This window comes from Balneolaceae bacterium (assembly GCA_034521495.1).
GTDB lineage: Bacteria > Bacteroidota > Rhodothermia > Balneolales > Balneolaceae > Rhodohalobacter.
Genome location: JAXHMK010000009.1, coordinates 827,926 through 842,798, shown reverse-complemented (window position 1 = coordinate 842,798; position 14,873 = coordinate 827,926). Strand labels below are relative to the sequence as shown.

Genomic DNA, 14,873 nt, shown 5'->3' with positions numbered 1-14,873 from the left:
TTTGAGGATTGGGGAATGCGGAGAGCGGACAAAATTTAGTTAATATTCACGCTCCACTCCCGATATAAATTTATTGAGTTTTCTTCCGCATTCATCCACAATATTCCAAATTTTTTGATATTGATCCATGTCTGTTAAAGATCCGGTTTCTGCAAGCGTTTCAAGATGGTCAAGAGTTTCTAAAGCCGAAGCATGTGAAAATATCAGAAATCGAATATATTCACTTTTATAGCGTCGTCTGCCATAGCCTTCAACAATATTGGAACGAATTGATTTCGCTGATCGGCGAATTTGACTTCCTGTTTCATAAAGCTCAAACTGCGGCAGTGAAAGTGACATTTTGTGAATCAGAATCGATTGTTTTCTTGCAAGTTTCCAAATTTCTAAATTCCTGTAGCTCATGTTTTGAAGATTATTTAACTGTTTACAATTGTATGAACCCAAAAAATCGATTTCCTTACAGAATAGAATTATTTAACAGTTTCCGCATACCCCACTCCCCATACCTCACACCTTTATCTAATATCTCAAATCTCATATCTCATGTCTGACCATCAACAAGCCTTCATTATCGACGCTATCCGAACTCCAGTCGGGAATTTTCGGGGGAGCCTCTCTCCTATTCGGACAGATGATCTTGCTGCCATTCCCATTAAAGAATTGTTGAAACGAAATGAGTCTATTGATCCGGATTTGATTGATGATGTGATTTTGGGCTGTGCCAACCAAGCCGGAGAAGACAATCGAAATGTGGCCCGAATGGCATTGCTGTTGGCGGGATTACCATTCACCGTACCGGGTGAGACTGTAAACCGTTTATGTGCATCAAGTATGTCTGCTGCTATTCATGCACGGCGGGCCATCGCTGTTGGAGAAGGCGACCTGTTTATAACCGGAGGAGTGGAACACATGACTCGCGGGCCGTGGGTAATTTCAAAAACATCTAAACCTTTTGGGAACGACTCCGAAATGCACGACTCAAGCTTCGGCTGGCGGTTCATCAACCCGAAGATGGAAGAACTTTATGGAACCGATGGAATGGGAAGCACGGCCGAGAATCTTGTTGAAAAGTATGAAATTTCCCGGGAAGATCAGGATACATTTGCAGCCTGGTCTCAGCAGAAAGCTGGAAAAGCTCAAGAGTCCGGCCGGCTGGCCGAAGAGATTGTACCGGTTAAAATCCCCCAGCGAAAAGCTGATCCAATTATCTTTGAGAATGATGAATTTATCAAACCTAATACCACTCCTGAAATTCTTTCAAAACTCAGGCCGGCTTTCAAAAAAGATGGAAGTGTTACGGCAGGAAATTCTTCAGGATTGAATGACGGTGCCGCAGCCATGTTGATCGCTTCAGGACAGGCTGTGAAGGATCAACACTTAGAACCGATGGCTCGGATTGTCTCATCAGGAGTGGCCGGGGTTGAACCACGGATTATGGGAATCGGTCCGGTATATGCATCAGAAATTGCACTTGAACGGGCAGGACTCACGCTTAATGACATGGACATCATTGAAATTAATGAAGCATTTGCAGCGCAGGTTTTAGCCTGTACCAGAAAAATGGGAATTGACGATGATGATCCCCGAATCAACCCAAATGGCGGAGCCATTGCGATTGGACATCCATTGGGAATGAGCGGGGGCCGAATTCTTCAAACCGCCGGCATTGAGTTACAGAAACAAAACAAAAAGTATGCATTGGTTACCATGTGTGTGGGTGTTGGCCAGGGGTATGCAACTGTTTTGGAGAAGATGTAGTTTTTATTAATTTGATTGGCTGCAGAAAATATTTATGGAACATTGCGTTACTCCATAGAGAAGAAATCAAACTATTAAGGTAAAAAATTAAAAGGATGGGTGTATAATATGTCTAAAATGGATCAGCTTAAATCGGAAATCGAAGCTCTTCCGAAAGATGAATATATAGAATTGAGAAAATGGTTTTCTGAAAAAGACTGGCGGGATTGGGACAAACAAATAGAAACAGATTCGAAGGCCGGCAAGTTAGATTTCCTGATTAAGGAAGCCAAGAGTGAAAAAAGACATTCAGAACTCAAAAATCTTTGAAGATTCATAAAACCACAAACCGATTTTGGAAGTGCTTTGATAAACTTCCTACCTCAATTCAAAACTTGGCAAAACAGAATTTCGAGCTTTTAAAAGCTAATCCACGCCATCCTTCACTTCATTTTAAAAAAGTTGGGAACTTTTGGTCGGCAAGAGTAGGAATTAATTATAGAGCCCTTGCCGTCGAAGATGGAAATGATTTTATATGGGTTTGGATTGGCACTCACGATGAATATGAACGGATGATAAAAGAAGGTTGAAAGTAAAACAGATAGTCCTTAATAAGCTCTGCCTATTTGATTGTGTTGGTTTTTGGAATTGGCCCTCGCTGGGAGTTCCATCAACCTTAAAAAGTTACTTTTCGAAAAATCTGAGAATATCTCGCCTTGCATGCAGAACCCGTACAATCCGAATGTGATCTTTATTCACTCAATAAAATAGAATCTGAGACGAGAAGGGAAAACTTTTTAAGCCGGGTTTAATTTCATCACGATTCTTGCCGATTTCGGGAGTATCTGTTAATTTCAAAATGATTGATTCCAATTCCGTAAGATATCTCACCGTCTGATCCAAGTCGAACTCTTCCACGATATAATCAAAAATCTCTTCAAAGTCCCTGTCGGCTTCAGCCGAAAGTATATACACTTTTGGAGAAGCCATTTAATGAACGCCTTCTTCGGTCTTGGCGGAAATAATATCCTGAATTTTTCTGGAACTCTCGGGGCCGTCCCATCCTTTTTCAATTTCGTTCCTCAAATCTTCAACAATTTTATCTCTGTAGATCTGATGAAACCGAATCGCATCCCGGACTGCTTCACTGGCATTCTGATAATCACCGGATTCGACCAGGGCAGAATGATTCGATACGGGAGGCGATTAAATACCGGGAGATTGATGAGGAATTAGAAATCGCGGATAAAGAAGAAAAGAAAGAATTGACGTCCGATCTTTTGGCTAAAGCGTTATCAAATGATTCTGATGCAAAAGCCAAATTCGAAAATTTTACCGATTATAAGAAAAAGGAATTCATCGAACACATTGAATCGGCTAAATGGGATGCAACCAAAAAAGACGCCTGGAAAAATCACTGGATTTGATACGGCAGGGAATTGAGTTGAATGATAAATACAGGTTATAAGTAATAATTTGTATAAAAGAAAAAATTACATTATCGATCGATAAAAAGGTAATTGAAAATGCCAAACTTTATGCAAAAAAGCACGTTAGGAGCATTTCAAAGATGGTTGAAAAGCATTTGGAATCTCTATCCAACGAGGGAGCAGATCCCGTCGACCAATTCGGAAAAAATTCCATAAATACAGGAGTTCAGGATGGTGCCTCGAAACATGACCGATACATTGATTCATTAAAATAATATTTATAAAATCCATTTTTTATGATCTACGAATTCAAAGGATATAAACCAGTTATTCATGAAAGTGCATTCATCCACCCACAAGCGGCCGTAACCGGAAATGTAATCATTGGACAAGATGTCTACATCGGTCCCGGCGCGGCCATTCGGGGAGATTGGGGAAAAATTGTGATTGAGAATGGCTGTAACGTTCAGGAAAATTGTACGATCCACATGTTTCCGGGAGTGACAGTCACACTGAAAGAGTCAGCCCATATCGGACATGGAGCAATCATTCATGGATCAACCATTGGTAAGAATTGTTTAATTGGAATGAATTCCGTGGTGATGGACAATGTAAATCTTGGAGATGAATGCATCGTAGGTGCTCTGACTTTTGTGTCCGAAGGGATGGAGATTCCCAATCGAAAAGTAGTTGTAGGAAATCCGGCAAAAATCATCAAAGATGTATCCGATGAGATGCTGGAGTGGAAAACGGAGGGAACAGCCTGGTATCAGAAATTACCATCAGATATGAAAAACGAGTGGAAAGAGTGTGAACCGTTGCGGGAGGTTCCGAAGAATAGAGAAGAGCAGGAGAGGGAGTATGAGACTTGGAGAGAGAAGAAGAAAAATTGATTCTGGATACTGGAGACTGGAGACTGGATAGTAATCATTGGATCCTTTAGATTTTGTATCAAACCTGAATAAAATCAATCATCATGAGTTACAGGAATCAGGAAATCTGGAAATTAGCGAGAGCACAATCAAATAAAATACATGCTATGTCACTTACCCTTCCTAAATTCGAAATGTATGAAACTGGGAGTCAAATCAGACGTTCGGCAAAGTCAGTGAGATCAAATATAGTCGAAGGCTATGGCAGAAGGCGGTATAAGCAGGAGTACATCCGATTTTTAGTTTTTGCCCAGGCATCAAACGATGAGACCCGCGATCATTTGGATTCCCTTTTCGAAACTAAGTCCTTAAAAGATCAAAGGTTATATCATGAATTAGTTTCACTTTGTGATATAGTTGGGAAAAAACTTAATCTTTTTATTCAATCGGTCGAAAAAAATAACTGATCCATGTAACGAGTATCCAGCAACCAGAAACCAGTATCCAGAAATGAAAGTCACAAGCTACTCCCAAGGCAAATGGATCACTACCGGAACCGAATCTGACCTGATTAGTGCAGTTACCGGGGAGACCGTGGGCAAGCTGATTGAAGCCGATCTGGATTACAAAGCCATGTGCGAATATGCCCGAACGGTTGGCGGACCGAAATTGCGAGAGATGTCAATTCACAAGCGGGCGTTTAAAATCAAGTTTCTTGCGAAGCATCTTTTAGAGCGTAAAAAGAAATATTACGAAATATCGACTCATACCGGAGCTACAAAGAGAGATTCCTGGATTGATATTGATGGTGGTATTATAACAGCCTTTGGTATTTCGAGCCAGGCTCGGCAAAACCTCTCCGATCTGCCCTGGCATGTGGAAGGTGATCAAGTAACATTATCACGAAAAGGAACATTTACAGGACAGCATATCTGTGTACCGCGACGTGGAGTGGCCATCCAAATTAATGCTTTTAATTTCCCGGTCTGGAATATGCTGGAAAAACTGGCTCCGGCTTTTATCTCCGGAATGCCGTCCATTATTAAACCCTCCCCTCTTGGTTCGTACCTGGCCTTTGAAGTTTTTAAAGATATTATCGAATCAGAAATACTTCCCGAGGGCTCTGTTCAATTTATTGCAGCAGATAAACCCGGAAATCTTTTGGATCATTTGACCAGCCAGGATAGTGTTGATTTTACCGGATCAGCAGAAACGGGACGAAAACTCAAGAGCCATCCCAATATTATTGGCAATAATGTTCGGTTTAATATGGAAGCTGATTCCCTGAATTGTTCCATTTTGGGACCTGACGTTACCCCCAATATGCCGGAGTTCGATCTGTTCATCAATGAAGTGGCCAATGAAATGACCGTAAAAACCGGCCAAAAATGTACAGCGATCAGGCGTGTGATTGTTCCCGTTGAAAAATCGGATGAAGTGATTGACGCTCTAAAAAATCAGCTTTCTGAAGTTGTAATTGGAGATCCTGCTGATGAAAAAACCAAAATGGGTCCGCTTGCAAGTTCATTTCAGGCCGAACGATTTGAAATTCAGCTTCAAAAACTGGAGGAGGTCACAGATTCGGTTTATCAATATCAAAGCGAAGATTTGAAGGGAGCCTACTCAAAAGCACGAATCCTACAGTGCCACAAACCATTAGAAATTGATGAGGTTCACACCATCGAAGCCTTCGGCCCAATGACAACCATCATGCCCTACTCAACCGTAGATGAAGCGATCGAAATCGCCAATAAAGCAGATGGTTCACTGGTCGGATCTCTTTTTACGGCTGACGATGAAATCGCTCAAAAAATTACACTCGGCTGTGCTCCTTATCATGGACGTTTCATGGTAATCAATCGGGATAGCGCTGACGAATCAACAGGCCATGGTTCTCCGATTGCATCTCTGGTTCATGGCGGTCCCGGTCGCGCAGGCGGTGGTGAAGAACTGGGTGGAGCACGGGCTGTTTTACATCATATGCAGCGAGTCGCGCTGCAAGGTTCGCCAACAACTTTGATGAATATAACTGGTCAACACATCAGTGGAGCCAAAACCAAAGAAGCTGATATTCACCCCTTCAAAAAGTATTTTGAAGAATTAGAAGTTGGAGAATCATTGACAACCGGGGAGCGAATTGTCACAAATGAAGATATCACAGAATTTGCCGAACTGACCGGCGATCATTTTTATGCCCATGCGGATGATAAATCTGCAAAAAAATCTCTCTTCGGGAAACGGGTAGCTCATGGCTATTTGGTACTTTCAATCACAGCCGGGTTGTTTGTTCATCCCGATCCGGGACCCGTTCTTCTCAACTACGGTCTGGAAGATTTAAGATTCACAGCACCTGTTGAACCCGGCGATACCATCCAGGCCAAATTGATTGTGAAACGAAAAACTGTTCGTCAGCAGCGAGAAGAAGATGAACATCCCTTTGGAATGGTTTGGTGGAATGTGGAGGTAACCAATCAGATGAATGATTTGGTTGCTGAATACACCATTTTAACTCTTGTAAAACGTAAGAATCGATTGGATATTGATAGTTAAAAAAGTGCTAATAGGCCCTTATTAAAAAAGGGAGCCGAATCGTGTCCGGCTCCCTATAGTTCTGACTGAACTCAGGTTATGAATTGTTTGGCTTCAAACAGGCCAAACATGTTTTCTCTCAATTCTCTCTTTCTATGTTTGTATGCACAGTAGCAAATTTGAATATTCGGTAAAACGGGCAGAACGATACAACACCCGAAAATACCAATATCAGTCCGAGTAATCCCCAAACATTATCGTAAAACATTCCAATGCTCACTATAGCGGCACCCACAATAGTTCTGAATATTGAATCCCAGTATCCTACGTTTTTCTTCATGATCATGGTGATCACCTCGGTATGTTTCCTTCTCGTTGAATATCATCATCTCTGATAACTCAGTGCTTCCCTTTATTCTTATATATAATCTACTCAATACTATTGTGAAGATAGAAAGATGAAACCTGATGAAATATTAAGGGTTCGCCTTATAACTGTGTAAGGAATATTCCGATACTCTCTTCTGAATTACTTATGTTTAATAAACACTAATATTTAAGGAAATAATTGTTTTATGAGCCGGGAAGAAACCTCATTTCAATCCATTCGCTGGGAAGAAGATCACCTCACTATTCTCGATCAAACCTTCTTACCCGATCGAGAAGTTTATATTGATTTAGATTCCGTTGGCCAGGTCTGGGATGCTATCAAAAAACAGAAAGTCCGGGGGGCACCGGTGATTGGAATTGCAGGAGCGTATGGTCTCTATTTTGGAGTTCAGGATTTGCCCGATTCAACGTTTCAAACATTCTACAGTGAGACTCAACGCATTGCCGATTACATTAAATCGGCGCAGCCAACAGTGATGAATCTATCTTGGTCGTTAAAGCGGATGCTTACAACGATTTATGCACTGAAAGAGGATCCAATTTCAGACATTAAAGATAAAATGCTTGAAACAGCCATCACTATTCACGATGAAGATCGGCGAACCTGCAAATCAATTGGTGAACATGGAGTTGATCTGGTTCCTGAAGATGCCGGAATTCTTACCCATGATAACACCGGCGGTCTTGCAACAGGAGAATATGGCACTGCTTTGTCGGTAATATTACATGCTCACGGAGAAGACAAGTTAAAAATGGTATGGGTAAACGAGACACGTCCGCTTTTGCAAGGAGCCAGATTAACAGCCTGGGAACTTAAAAAAACAGAAGTACCGCAACGTTTACAGGTCGATTCGGCCGCAGCTAACCTTATGAAAAATAATGAAATAGACCTGGTAATTGTCGGCGCCGACCGAATTTCAAGCCTGGGTGATACCTTTAGCCGAATTGGAACGTATAGCCTTGCTGTTTTAGCAAATGCACACGATATCCCATTTTATGTAGCGGCTCCTTTATCCACAGTAGATATGGAACTCAAAGACAGTGACGATTTTGAGCTGGAAGAGAGAGAACCGGAAGAGGTAACTCACTTCGCTAATAAAGGAACTGCCCCCGATAAAGTGGATGTCTACAATCCCGCTTTCGATATCACACCTCATAATCTGATTACGGCTTTCATCACCGAAAAAGGAATTATCAAGCCGGAGTTCAAAGAAAATTTTGAGAAACTTCTTAATTAGAGATTATCGGTAACAAGAAGTTCTCGGGCTTCCAAAGCCAGGGCCTCTTCCAACCGCTCCATCCCCAATCCTTCGCGAATTAACTTTGAAGGTTGGTCAGTGAGATCTAAAATAGTGGTTTCATTAGCATGCAGTGGCTCCTGATTGTCTAAAATCACATCCACAATTTTGTCGAACCGGCTTAGAAACATCTCTCTGTCTCCATCTTCCGGATGGCCATATTCAACTCCGTCCAGTTTTGCCGTAATAGCCAGCACCGGCCGTCCCAGTTCCCGAATTAGTTCAAGACAGATCGGGTAATCGGGTACACGAATACCAACCGTTCGTTTTTTTGGATGGGTAAGCAGGCGGGGTACTTCGCGCGTTGCCGGTAAAATAAAAGTGTATGGCCCGGGAATGAGCCGTTTGATCAATTTAAAATTATCATCATTCAGATGTGCAAATGTAGATACATGTTCGAGCGAATGGCACATCACCGTTAAATGGTCTTTCTTACCCATCTGTCGAATTTTACGAATACGATCCATCCCCTTTTTATTCTGATAATCACAGATCAGTGCGTATTGGCTATCCGTTGGCAATATTGCTACAGCTCCCTCTCTTAAATCGTCACTGATCTCAAATATTTTAGCGCGATGTGGATTCTCGGGATGAATTTTTATTCGTTTTGCCATATATACCTTCCGTTTTTACTTGATAAGATTTGTGTATGTTCACAGTTGAACTGAAATGCATAGAAAAGTACCATAAGCGTGTGTGCTGCATAGAACTAAATCTGCTTTCATTCCAACGATTCATTAAATTTTTGTGTTAGAAAGTTGAATTAATGATAACAAAAAAGAGGTTTAGGATGGAAACAAAAATTAAAGCGTGGTGGTTAGGTCACTCAGCATTTCGGTTAGAATCTCCAAATGGGCAAGTGATCTATATCGATCCTTTTTTATCGGGAAACCCTTCAACCCCCGACGATCAAAAAAATCCGGACGATATTGAATTTATATTATTGACGCACGGACATGAAGATCATGTAGGAGACACAATTGAACTTGCAGAAAAAACCGGGTGTAAAGTTGTTTCGAACGTTGAGCTCTCCGGTCTGTTAAAGAAAAAAGGGCTGAGCGATGACCAGGCGGTTGAATTTAACAAAGGCGGTTCAATCCACTTCGATGATTTCTCCGTTACGCTTGTAAACGCAAATCACAGCTCATCTTTTGGAGGCGAATATGCAGGTGAGTGCGGGGGACTTGTTCTCTCTTTTGAGGATGATATCTGTTTCTATCATATGGGAGACACCAATATTTTTACCGATCTCGAATTATATGCTACAATGTATGGACCTCACGTAGTTGCTGCACCTATGGGAGACTACTACACAATGGGTCCGCAGGAAGCTGCAATGTGTATTGAGATGTTGAATCCAAAACTGGCTGTTCCCATTCACTATGATACATTTCCAGTTTTAACCGGTGAAGCTGAAGAGTTTCAGAAATTTGTAAAAGAATACAGTGACTCGGATGTGGCTATCCCCAAACCGGGTGAACAGTTTTTGGGTGACTGAAAACCTGAATCAACCACACTTTAACAACAATACTACCGTCACTTCAAGCGCAACGGAATGGAGACGAGAAGTTCTCGACTTCGTTCATTCGCTTTCACTCATGAGCTGCGCTCGAAACTGACGTTTATATTATTCATCGGGTGAGTACTTACGAGTAAAATTTTTCAAGCTTACTCACTCATCCGATGATTTATTTTTAAGCTGCTCTCCTGAATTGAAAAACCTCCATTCAAGGGTATTAAATTGTCTTCAGATCTCTTTTAAGACCCAAATTGTGAATAACAACTTATCGGTTCAGCGGACCGATTTACGTGTAAGCATTCAGCATAAAGTATATTATCACACCTGTTACCGAAACATACAGCCAGATCGGGAGCGTCCACTTCGATACTTTGCGGTGTGATTTAAATTTTCCGGAAAATGCAAAATAGTAACTTGTTAATACCAGGGGAACCACAAAGGCAGAGAGAATTATATGAGAAATCAAGATTGTAAAATAGATCGGGCGAATGAATCCCTGGCCTGGAAAAGGGGTGTCTCCGGCATAATGATGATAAACAAGATAGCTGATCAAAAATAAACTCGAGGTTATAAAAGCTGTCAGCATAAATCTCATATGAACTTTGAATTTCTTCTTTCTGATGGCCATATATCCCGACAAAATCAGGACCGTGGTAACACTATTTAAGAATGCATTTAGTGCCGGGAGTTCCTGAACCCAACTTGCATAGGTTTCGCCAGAATCATTCACATAGATTAGGTAAAGCAAAAATAGAAAAGCTATCCCGCTAACGATTAAAATTGTGGTAATCGCTTTTTTTACACTTACCTCTTTTAAAAACTGTACTGTTAATTCTTCGTTTGGAGTTCTATTCATTCAAATAATAATTATCTGTGGCTCATGCAGACCTGCAGACCTGCCTGTGTTAAAACTTTTCGGGTTGGCTTTTCTACGCACAAAAATACTAATTTTTGAACGTATTGATTGGTTGAAACTGCTAATTTTACATCATATAAGAGGACAAAACATTTCAGAATAGTTAAATCATTCCACACGTACAGAAAGCTAAATTCTTATCATTCAGTATTTTTAGGAAGATAGCCATGTTTAAATTTAGCTACTGAAATTGGTTTCAGATTTCAGTAAAAAAATTTCCTGTTTTATAAGCAATTATCTGTGCTGTCCCCTATCTTACTTCCGCTACAAAATCTGGTTCATCTGGATTTCAACGCAGTTATTTAGATTCATTTTAAATATTGCATTTGACCAACAAACAGGTATGCAGATTTCAATATATTCGGTACCTTTTCACGCTAAATGCCAAGGCATCTTTTTGTAACTGGTAACACGTATTTCATTTATGGCTCAGATTTTTCCTAAGTGGACAAACGACGCACCCCGACGAATTTTATTAGGTTCTATTATATTATTAAATGCCATTGTTTTTGGCGTTTGGTACTTTTTCTCTCCTGAATTTACGGATGTTGGCTATGCACCTGAACAACCGGTTCCTTTCAGCCATAAAATTCATGCCGGGCAGTTGGGTATGGATTGTAAATATTGCCATTCCCAGGTAGATGAATCCCGTTATGCAAACATCCCGGCAACGCAAACTTGTATGAATTGTCATAATCAGGTTCAGGTTCCAAATCCGGAAAATGTTGAATTAATTCTGGAGAGCTGGGAGACTGGTGAACCAATTGAATGGACTCGTGTTCATATGCTTCCCGATTATGCCTATTTCAATCACTCTGCACACGTAAATGTTGGAGTTGGTTGTGAATCATGCCATGGGCGAATAGACAGAATGGAAAAAGTTTACCAGGCCGAGCCATTGAGTATGGGCTGGTGCCTGGATTGCCACAGAGAACCTGAAAAACATCTGCGTCCGGTTTCGGAAGTAACAACAATGGGGTATGAAGTTGAAAATCAAATTGAAGTTGGCATTGATCTGGTTGCCAAACACAACATCAGTGCACCCACATACTGCCAGGGATGTCATTACTAAACATATTGGCTCACTCCCGAATAATTATGAGTTTTAAACAAAATATTCTGTAAAGAATGAGTGATCAGTCAAATCAAACTACATACTGGAAAAGCTTAAATGAGCTTGCTCAAAACAAGGAGTATGAAAAATATGTAGATCGTGAATTTCCTGAGAATGCTACTGAAATGACTGATCAGGTTTCACGCAGAAGTTTTCTCCGTGTAATGGGGGCTTCTATTGCGCTTGCAGGATTTGCATCGTGCCGCAAACCGGTACAAAAGATTCTGCCATTCTCAAGAATGCCTGAAGATATGGTTCTTGGAGAGCCGCTCTTTTATGCTACAGCGATGCCCTTCCAGGATTCTGTCACCGGACTTTTAGTAGAAAATACGGAAGGTCGTCCGCGAAAAGTAGAAGGGAACAGTCAACATCCATCAAGCAACGGCGGTACAAATATTTATCATCAGGCGTCTGTTCTTAATTTATATGACCCTGACCGATCGCGTTCTCCTCTTCGTGAAGGCGAACAAGCCACACTGGCAGATTTTGTGTTGTTTGCCGAAGAACATTTTGCAGATCGAGAACAACCGATTCTTTTTATTGATGAAGCCAACTCATCGCCTACCTACCACAGGCTGAAAGAACAGATATTACAAGAATTTCCAAATGCAGAATGGGTTACTTACGAACCATTTAGCGATAACAATGCACTTGAAGGCACCCAAATTGCTTTTGGGCAACGATTGAGAACAGTTAATCATTTTGATCAGGCAAATATTATCGTCTCGTTTGATGATGATTTTATGAGTCCTCAAAGCAACAAAAACAGTGTTGAGGATACCTACAAAATTGCAGAAACAAGGAAAGTAAGTTCTACCGATGATGAGATGTCCAGATTCTACTGTGTAGAGAACAACTTTACAAGCACAGGATCTTTTGCCGATCACAGGCTTCGGGTAAAGACATCACAAATTCCTTCCTTTATATATGCACTTGCGGCAAAATTGTCTGAAAATGTTAACGGACTATCCGCTTTTGAAGGAATATCAAACGAATTTAGTAATCACGAGTGGATGGACATCCTTGCCGGTGATCTCTTAGAAAATACCGGTAATTCTGTGGTAACAGTTGGCTCGCAACATTCGCCGGCTGTTCACGCTGCTGTCGCTGCCATCAATACGGCACTCGGCAACAACGGTAATACTGTCACATATCACGAATTGCCTTTTGGTGAAGATCGAAACAAAAATGAGGCCTTCGCCAATGCAATTACCGATCTGAATTCTGGTACCTATTCAACAGCAGTAATTTTAGGTACGAACCCGGTCTACACGGCCCCTGCGGATCTGAATATCCAACAAGCCCTTGAAAATGTTGAGACAAAGATCCACCTATCAGACTATGTAACTGAAACATCGCGGCTTTGTAACTGGCATCTGAATCGTGCTCATTATCTTGAATCATGGGGAGACGGACTTTCTTATACAGGTCAACGATCCATCATTCAGCCACAGATACAACCTTTGTTTGGCGGTATCAGTGAAATTGAACTTTTAGATGTGATTCTGAACGGTGACGATCCTGTTGGATACGACCTTGTAAGAGAAACATGGGCTGATCTTATTGACAGCGATTTTGAAGACCAGTGGGAACAAATCCTGCATGATGGAATTGATTCTGAAAGTGAATTTGAAGCAGCAACCGTTTCTTTAACCGGAGATCTGTCTTCTGCTATTCAAGAAGATCTTTCCAACGGGCCGATTGATGGTATAGAAATTTCCATCAAACCAGATAACAAGCTTTTTGATGGCCGTTATGCCAATAATAGCTGGCTACAGGAGTTGCCCGAGTCTATGACAAAAGTGACCTGGGATAACGTGGCACTGATGAGCCCGGCTACTGCAAGAAATCTTGGAATTGATCCCGAACGAAGTTTCAGCAGCGATGATGTTCCTGTCGTACGAATTACATCCAACGGAACGACTATCGAGATCGCTGCCTGGGTTCAGCCCGGTCATGCCGATGATTCTATTACACTTACTACAGGTTATGGACGCGAAAATATTGGCCGTGTAGCCGATGGAGTTGGTGTGGATACCTATCCGCTTCGAACCACTGCAAATATGTTGTTCCAGGCTGCCGAAGTGGAAGCTACAGGAACAACTTATGAAATTGCCTGTACTCAAGATCATCAAAGCCTGGAAGGCCGTGATATGATTCGTACGGCATCGCTTGACCAATACAAGGAAAATCCTGATTTCGCTACTTATGAAAGTGTTCACGGATATGAGGTTCCGGGCCTGGAAGAAGGCGATTCAAGAGGACCTATCTCATTGTTTGATGAAACTTACGGACCTGATTCCGAACCACAATGGGGTATGGCTATTGATCTGAACTCCTGTTTTGGTTGTGGAGTCTGTACGATAGCTTGCCAGGCTGAGAATAATATTCCGGTTGTGGGTAAACGTGAAGTTGCACGCCGTCGTGTAATGCACTGGATTCGAAATGACCGCTACTATGCGGGTGATGAAGAGAATCCGGAAGCATATCATCAACCGGTTCCGTGCATGCACTGCGAATTGGCTCCTTGCGAGCAGGTTTGTCCGGTAGCGGCCACCACTCATAGTGATGATGGCATGAACCAGATGACTTATAACCGCTGTATCGGTACCCGGTATTGCGCGAATAACTGTCCTTACAAAGTACGACGATTCAATTTCTTCAATTATAGCAAAGAATATTTAACAACCGGAGACGACCCGGAAATCATCCAGATGGCGATGAATCCGGATGTAACTGTTCGTTTCCGTGGTGTGATGGAAAAATGCACCTACTGCGTTCAGCGTGTAAACCGGGCCAAGATTAAGGCTAAAAACGAAACTGGTTCTCCTAAACCGGAAGATGGTGCCGTTGAAACCGCATGCCAACAAGCCTGCCCAACCAAAGCTATCTCATTTGGTGATTTAACAGATCGAAACAGCAGGGTAGCTCAGCAGAAAATGGATAGCAGAAATTACACAATGCTCGAGGAGCTGAATGTTCGTCCGCGAACTTCATATCTTGCCAAGCTGAGTAATCCTCACACAGAATTGAAATCATCCAATCAAGAAACTCACTCGCAACATTAA

At 41.7% G+C, this 14,873-nt stretch carries 15 protein-coding genes; 10 read left to right on the top strand and 5 right to left on the bottom strand.

The window, feature by feature from the left end:
• Positions 1 to 39: 39 nt before the first annotated feature.
• Positions 40 to 402 (bottom strand): four helix bundle protein, encoded by a 363-nt coding sequence (locus U5K72_08730; protein ID MDZ7718886.1) that lies wholly within the window; start codon positions 400 to 402, stop codon positions 40 to 42.
• 141 nt (positions 403 to 543) lie between these two features.
• Here U5K72_08730 and pcaF point away from each other — a divergent pair, with 141 nt between their 5' ends.
• From pcaF to U5K72_08715, 3 genes are all read left to right on the top strand, one after another.
• Positions 544 to 1,758 (top strand): 3-oxoadipyl-CoA thiolase, encoded by a 1,215-nt coding sequence (pcaF, locus tag U5K72_08725; protein MDZ7718885.1) that lies wholly within the window; start codon positions 544 to 546, stop codon positions 1,756 to 1,758.
• 117 nt (positions 1,759 to 1,875) lie between these two features.
• Entirely contained in the window at positions 1,876 to 2,067 is a 192-nt protein-coding gene (locus tag U5K72_08720; GenBank protein ID MDZ7718884.1) for a hypothetical protein, read from the top strand.
• A 65-nt stretch (positions 2,068 to 2,132) separates the two neighbouring features.
• Entirely contained in the window at positions 2,133 to 2,327 is a 195-nt protein-coding gene (locus U5K72_08715; protein MDZ7718883.1) for a hypothetical protein, read from the top strand.
• 169 nt (positions 2,328 to 2,496) lie between these two features.
• Here the strand turns inward: U5K72_08715 and U5K72_08710 are convergent, their stop codons facing one another.
• Positions 2,497 to 2,727 (bottom strand): type II toxin-antitoxin system RelE/ParE family toxin, encoded by a 231-nt coding sequence (locus U5K72_08710; GenBank protein ID MDZ7718882.1) that lies wholly within the window; start codon positions 2,725 to 2,727, stop codon positions 2,497 to 2,499.
• Positions 2,728 to 3,017: 290 nt separating this feature from the next.
• Between U5K72_08710 and U5K72_08705 the strand changes: the two genes are divergently transcribed.
• The 3 genes from U5K72_08705 to paaZ all read left to right on the top strand — a co-directional run bounded on the left by U5K72_08705 (position 3,018) and on the right by paaZ (position 6,589).
• Complete coding sequence (locus tag U5K72_08705; GenBank protein ID MDZ7718881.1) at positions 3,018 to 3,164, top strand: YdeI/OmpD-associated family protein; 147 nt, start codon at positions 3,018 to 3,020, stop codon at positions 3,162 to 3,164.
• Positions 3,165 to 3,463: 299 nt separating this feature from the next.
• The gene (locus U5K72_08700) at positions 3,464 to 4,060 is read left to right on the top strand and encodes a transferase hexapeptide repeat family protein (GenBank protein MDZ7718880.1); all 597 of its coding nucleotides are present in this window, start codon (positions 3,464 to 3,466) and stop codon (positions 4,058 to 4,060) included.
• A gap of 489 nt (positions 4,061 to 4,549) precedes the next feature.
• On the top strand, positions 4,550 to 6,589 hold the full coding sequence (paaZ, locus tag U5K72_08695) for a phenylacetic acid degradation bifunctional protein PaaZ (GenBank protein MDZ7718879.1): 2,040 nt from the start codon (positions 4,550 to 4,552) through the stop codon (positions 6,587 to 6,589).
• Positions 6,590 to 6,707: 118 nt separating this feature from the next.
• On the opposite strand, the gene U5K72_08690 is transcribed toward paaZ, so the two are convergent.
• Positions 6,708 to 6,908: a DUF2892 domain-containing protein gene (locus U5K72_08690; protein ID MDZ7718878.1), complete on the bottom strand. Its 201-nt coding sequence runs from the start codon at positions 6,906 to 6,908 to the stop codon at positions 6,708 to 6,710.
• A 235-nt stretch (positions 6,909 to 7,143) separates the two neighbouring features.
• Here U5K72_08690 and mtnA point away from each other — a divergent pair, with 235 nt between their 5' ends.
• Complete coding sequence (mtnA, locus tag U5K72_08685; protein ID MDZ7718877.1) at positions 7,144 to 8,196, top strand: S-methyl-5-thioribose-1-phosphate isomerase; 1,053 nt, start codon at positions 7,144 to 7,146, stop codon at positions 8,194 to 8,196.
• On the opposite strand, the gene U5K72_08680 is transcribed toward mtnA, so the two are convergent.
• Complete coding sequence (locus U5K72_08680; protein MDZ7718876.1) at positions 8,193 to 8,870, bottom strand: L-threonylcarbamoyladenylate synthase; 678 nt, start codon at positions 8,868 to 8,870, stop codon at positions 8,193 to 8,195. The two genes, mtnA and U5K72_08680, sit on opposite strands and share 4 nt — an antisense overlap.
• Positions 8,871 to 9,046: 176 nt before the next feature.
• On the opposite strand from U5K72_08680, the gene U5K72_08675 reads away from it, so the two are divergent.
• A complete protein-coding gene (locus U5K72_08675) occupies positions 9,047 to 9,754 on the top strand; it encodes a metal-dependent hydrolase (GenBank protein ID MDZ7718875.1) in 708 nt (235 codons plus the stop codon).
• Positions 9,755 to 10,061: 307 nt separating this feature from the next.
• On the opposite strand, the gene U5K72_08670 is transcribed toward U5K72_08675, so the two are convergent.
• Complete coding sequence (locus U5K72_08670) at positions 10,062 to 10,631, bottom strand: DUF420 domain-containing protein (GenBank protein ID MDZ7718874.1); 570 nt, start codon at positions 10,629 to 10,631, stop codon at positions 10,062 to 10,064.
• 484 nt (positions 10,632 to 11,115) lie between these two features.
• On the opposite strand from U5K72_08670, the gene U5K72_08665 reads away from it, so the two are divergent.
• Both U5K72_08665 and U5K72_08660 read left to right on the top strand, forming a co-directional pair.
• Positions 11,116 to 11,763, top strand: coding sequence for a cytochrome c3 family protein (locus U5K72_08665; GenBank protein MDZ7718873.1), 648 nt, complete (start codon positions 11,116 to 11,118; stop codon positions 11,761 to 11,763).
• A gap of 56 nt (positions 11,764 to 11,819) precedes the next feature.
• Positions 11,820 to 14,873 (top strand): TAT-variant-translocated molybdopterin oxidoreductase, encoded by a 3,054-nt coding sequence (locus tag U5K72_08660; GenBank protein ID MDZ7718872.1) that lies wholly within the window; start codon positions 11,820 to 11,822, stop codon positions 14,871 to 14,873.

Coding starts and splice junctions, on each gene's coding strand:
- U5K72_08730 (MDZ7718886.1), bottom strand. CDS start 402: ATGAGCTACAGGAATTTAGAAATTTGGAAACTTGCAAGAAAACAATCG.
- pcaF (MDZ7718885.1), top strand. CDS start 544: ATGTCTGACCATCAACAAGCCTTCATTATCGACGCTATCCGAACTCCA.
- U5K72_08720 (MDZ7718884.1), top strand. CDS start 1,876: ATGGATCAGCTTAAATCGGAAATCGAAGCTCTTCCGAAAGATGAATAT.
- U5K72_08710 (MDZ7718882.1), bottom strand. CDS start 2,727: ATGGCTTCTCCAAAAGTGTATATACTTTCGGCTGAAGCCGACAGGGAC.
- U5K72_08700 (MDZ7718880.1), top strand. CDS start 3,464: ATGATCTACGAATTCAAAGGATATAAACCAGTTATTCATGAAAGTGCA.
- paaZ (MDZ7718879.1), top strand. CDS start 4,550: ATGAAAGTCACAAGCTACTCCCAAGGCAAATGGATCACTACCGGAACC.
- U5K72_08690 (MDZ7718878.1), bottom strand. CDS start 6,908: ATGAAGAAAAACGTAGGATACTGGGATTCAATATTCAGAACTATTGTG.
- mtnA (MDZ7718877.1), top strand. CDS start 7,144: ATGAGCCGGGAAGAAACCTCATTTCAATCCATTCGCTGGGAAGAAGAT.
- U5K72_08680 (MDZ7718876.1), bottom strand. CDS start 8,870: ATGGCAAAACGAATAAAAATTCATCCCGAGAATCCACATCGCGCTAAA.
- U5K72_08675 (MDZ7718875.1), top strand. CDS start 9,047: ATGGAAACAAAAATTAAAGCGTGGTGGTTAGGTCACTCAGCATTTCGG.
- U5K72_08670 (MDZ7718874.1), bottom strand. CDS start 10,631: ATGAATAGAACTCCAAACGAAGAATTAACAGTACAGTTTTTAAAAGAG.
- U5K72_08665 (MDZ7718873.1), top strand. CDS start 11,116: ATGGCTCAGATTTTTCCTAAGTGGACAAACGACGCACCCCGACGAATT.
- U5K72_08660 (MDZ7718872.1), top strand. CDS start 11,820: ATGAGTGATCAGTCAAATCAAACTACATACTGGAAAAGCTTAAATGAG.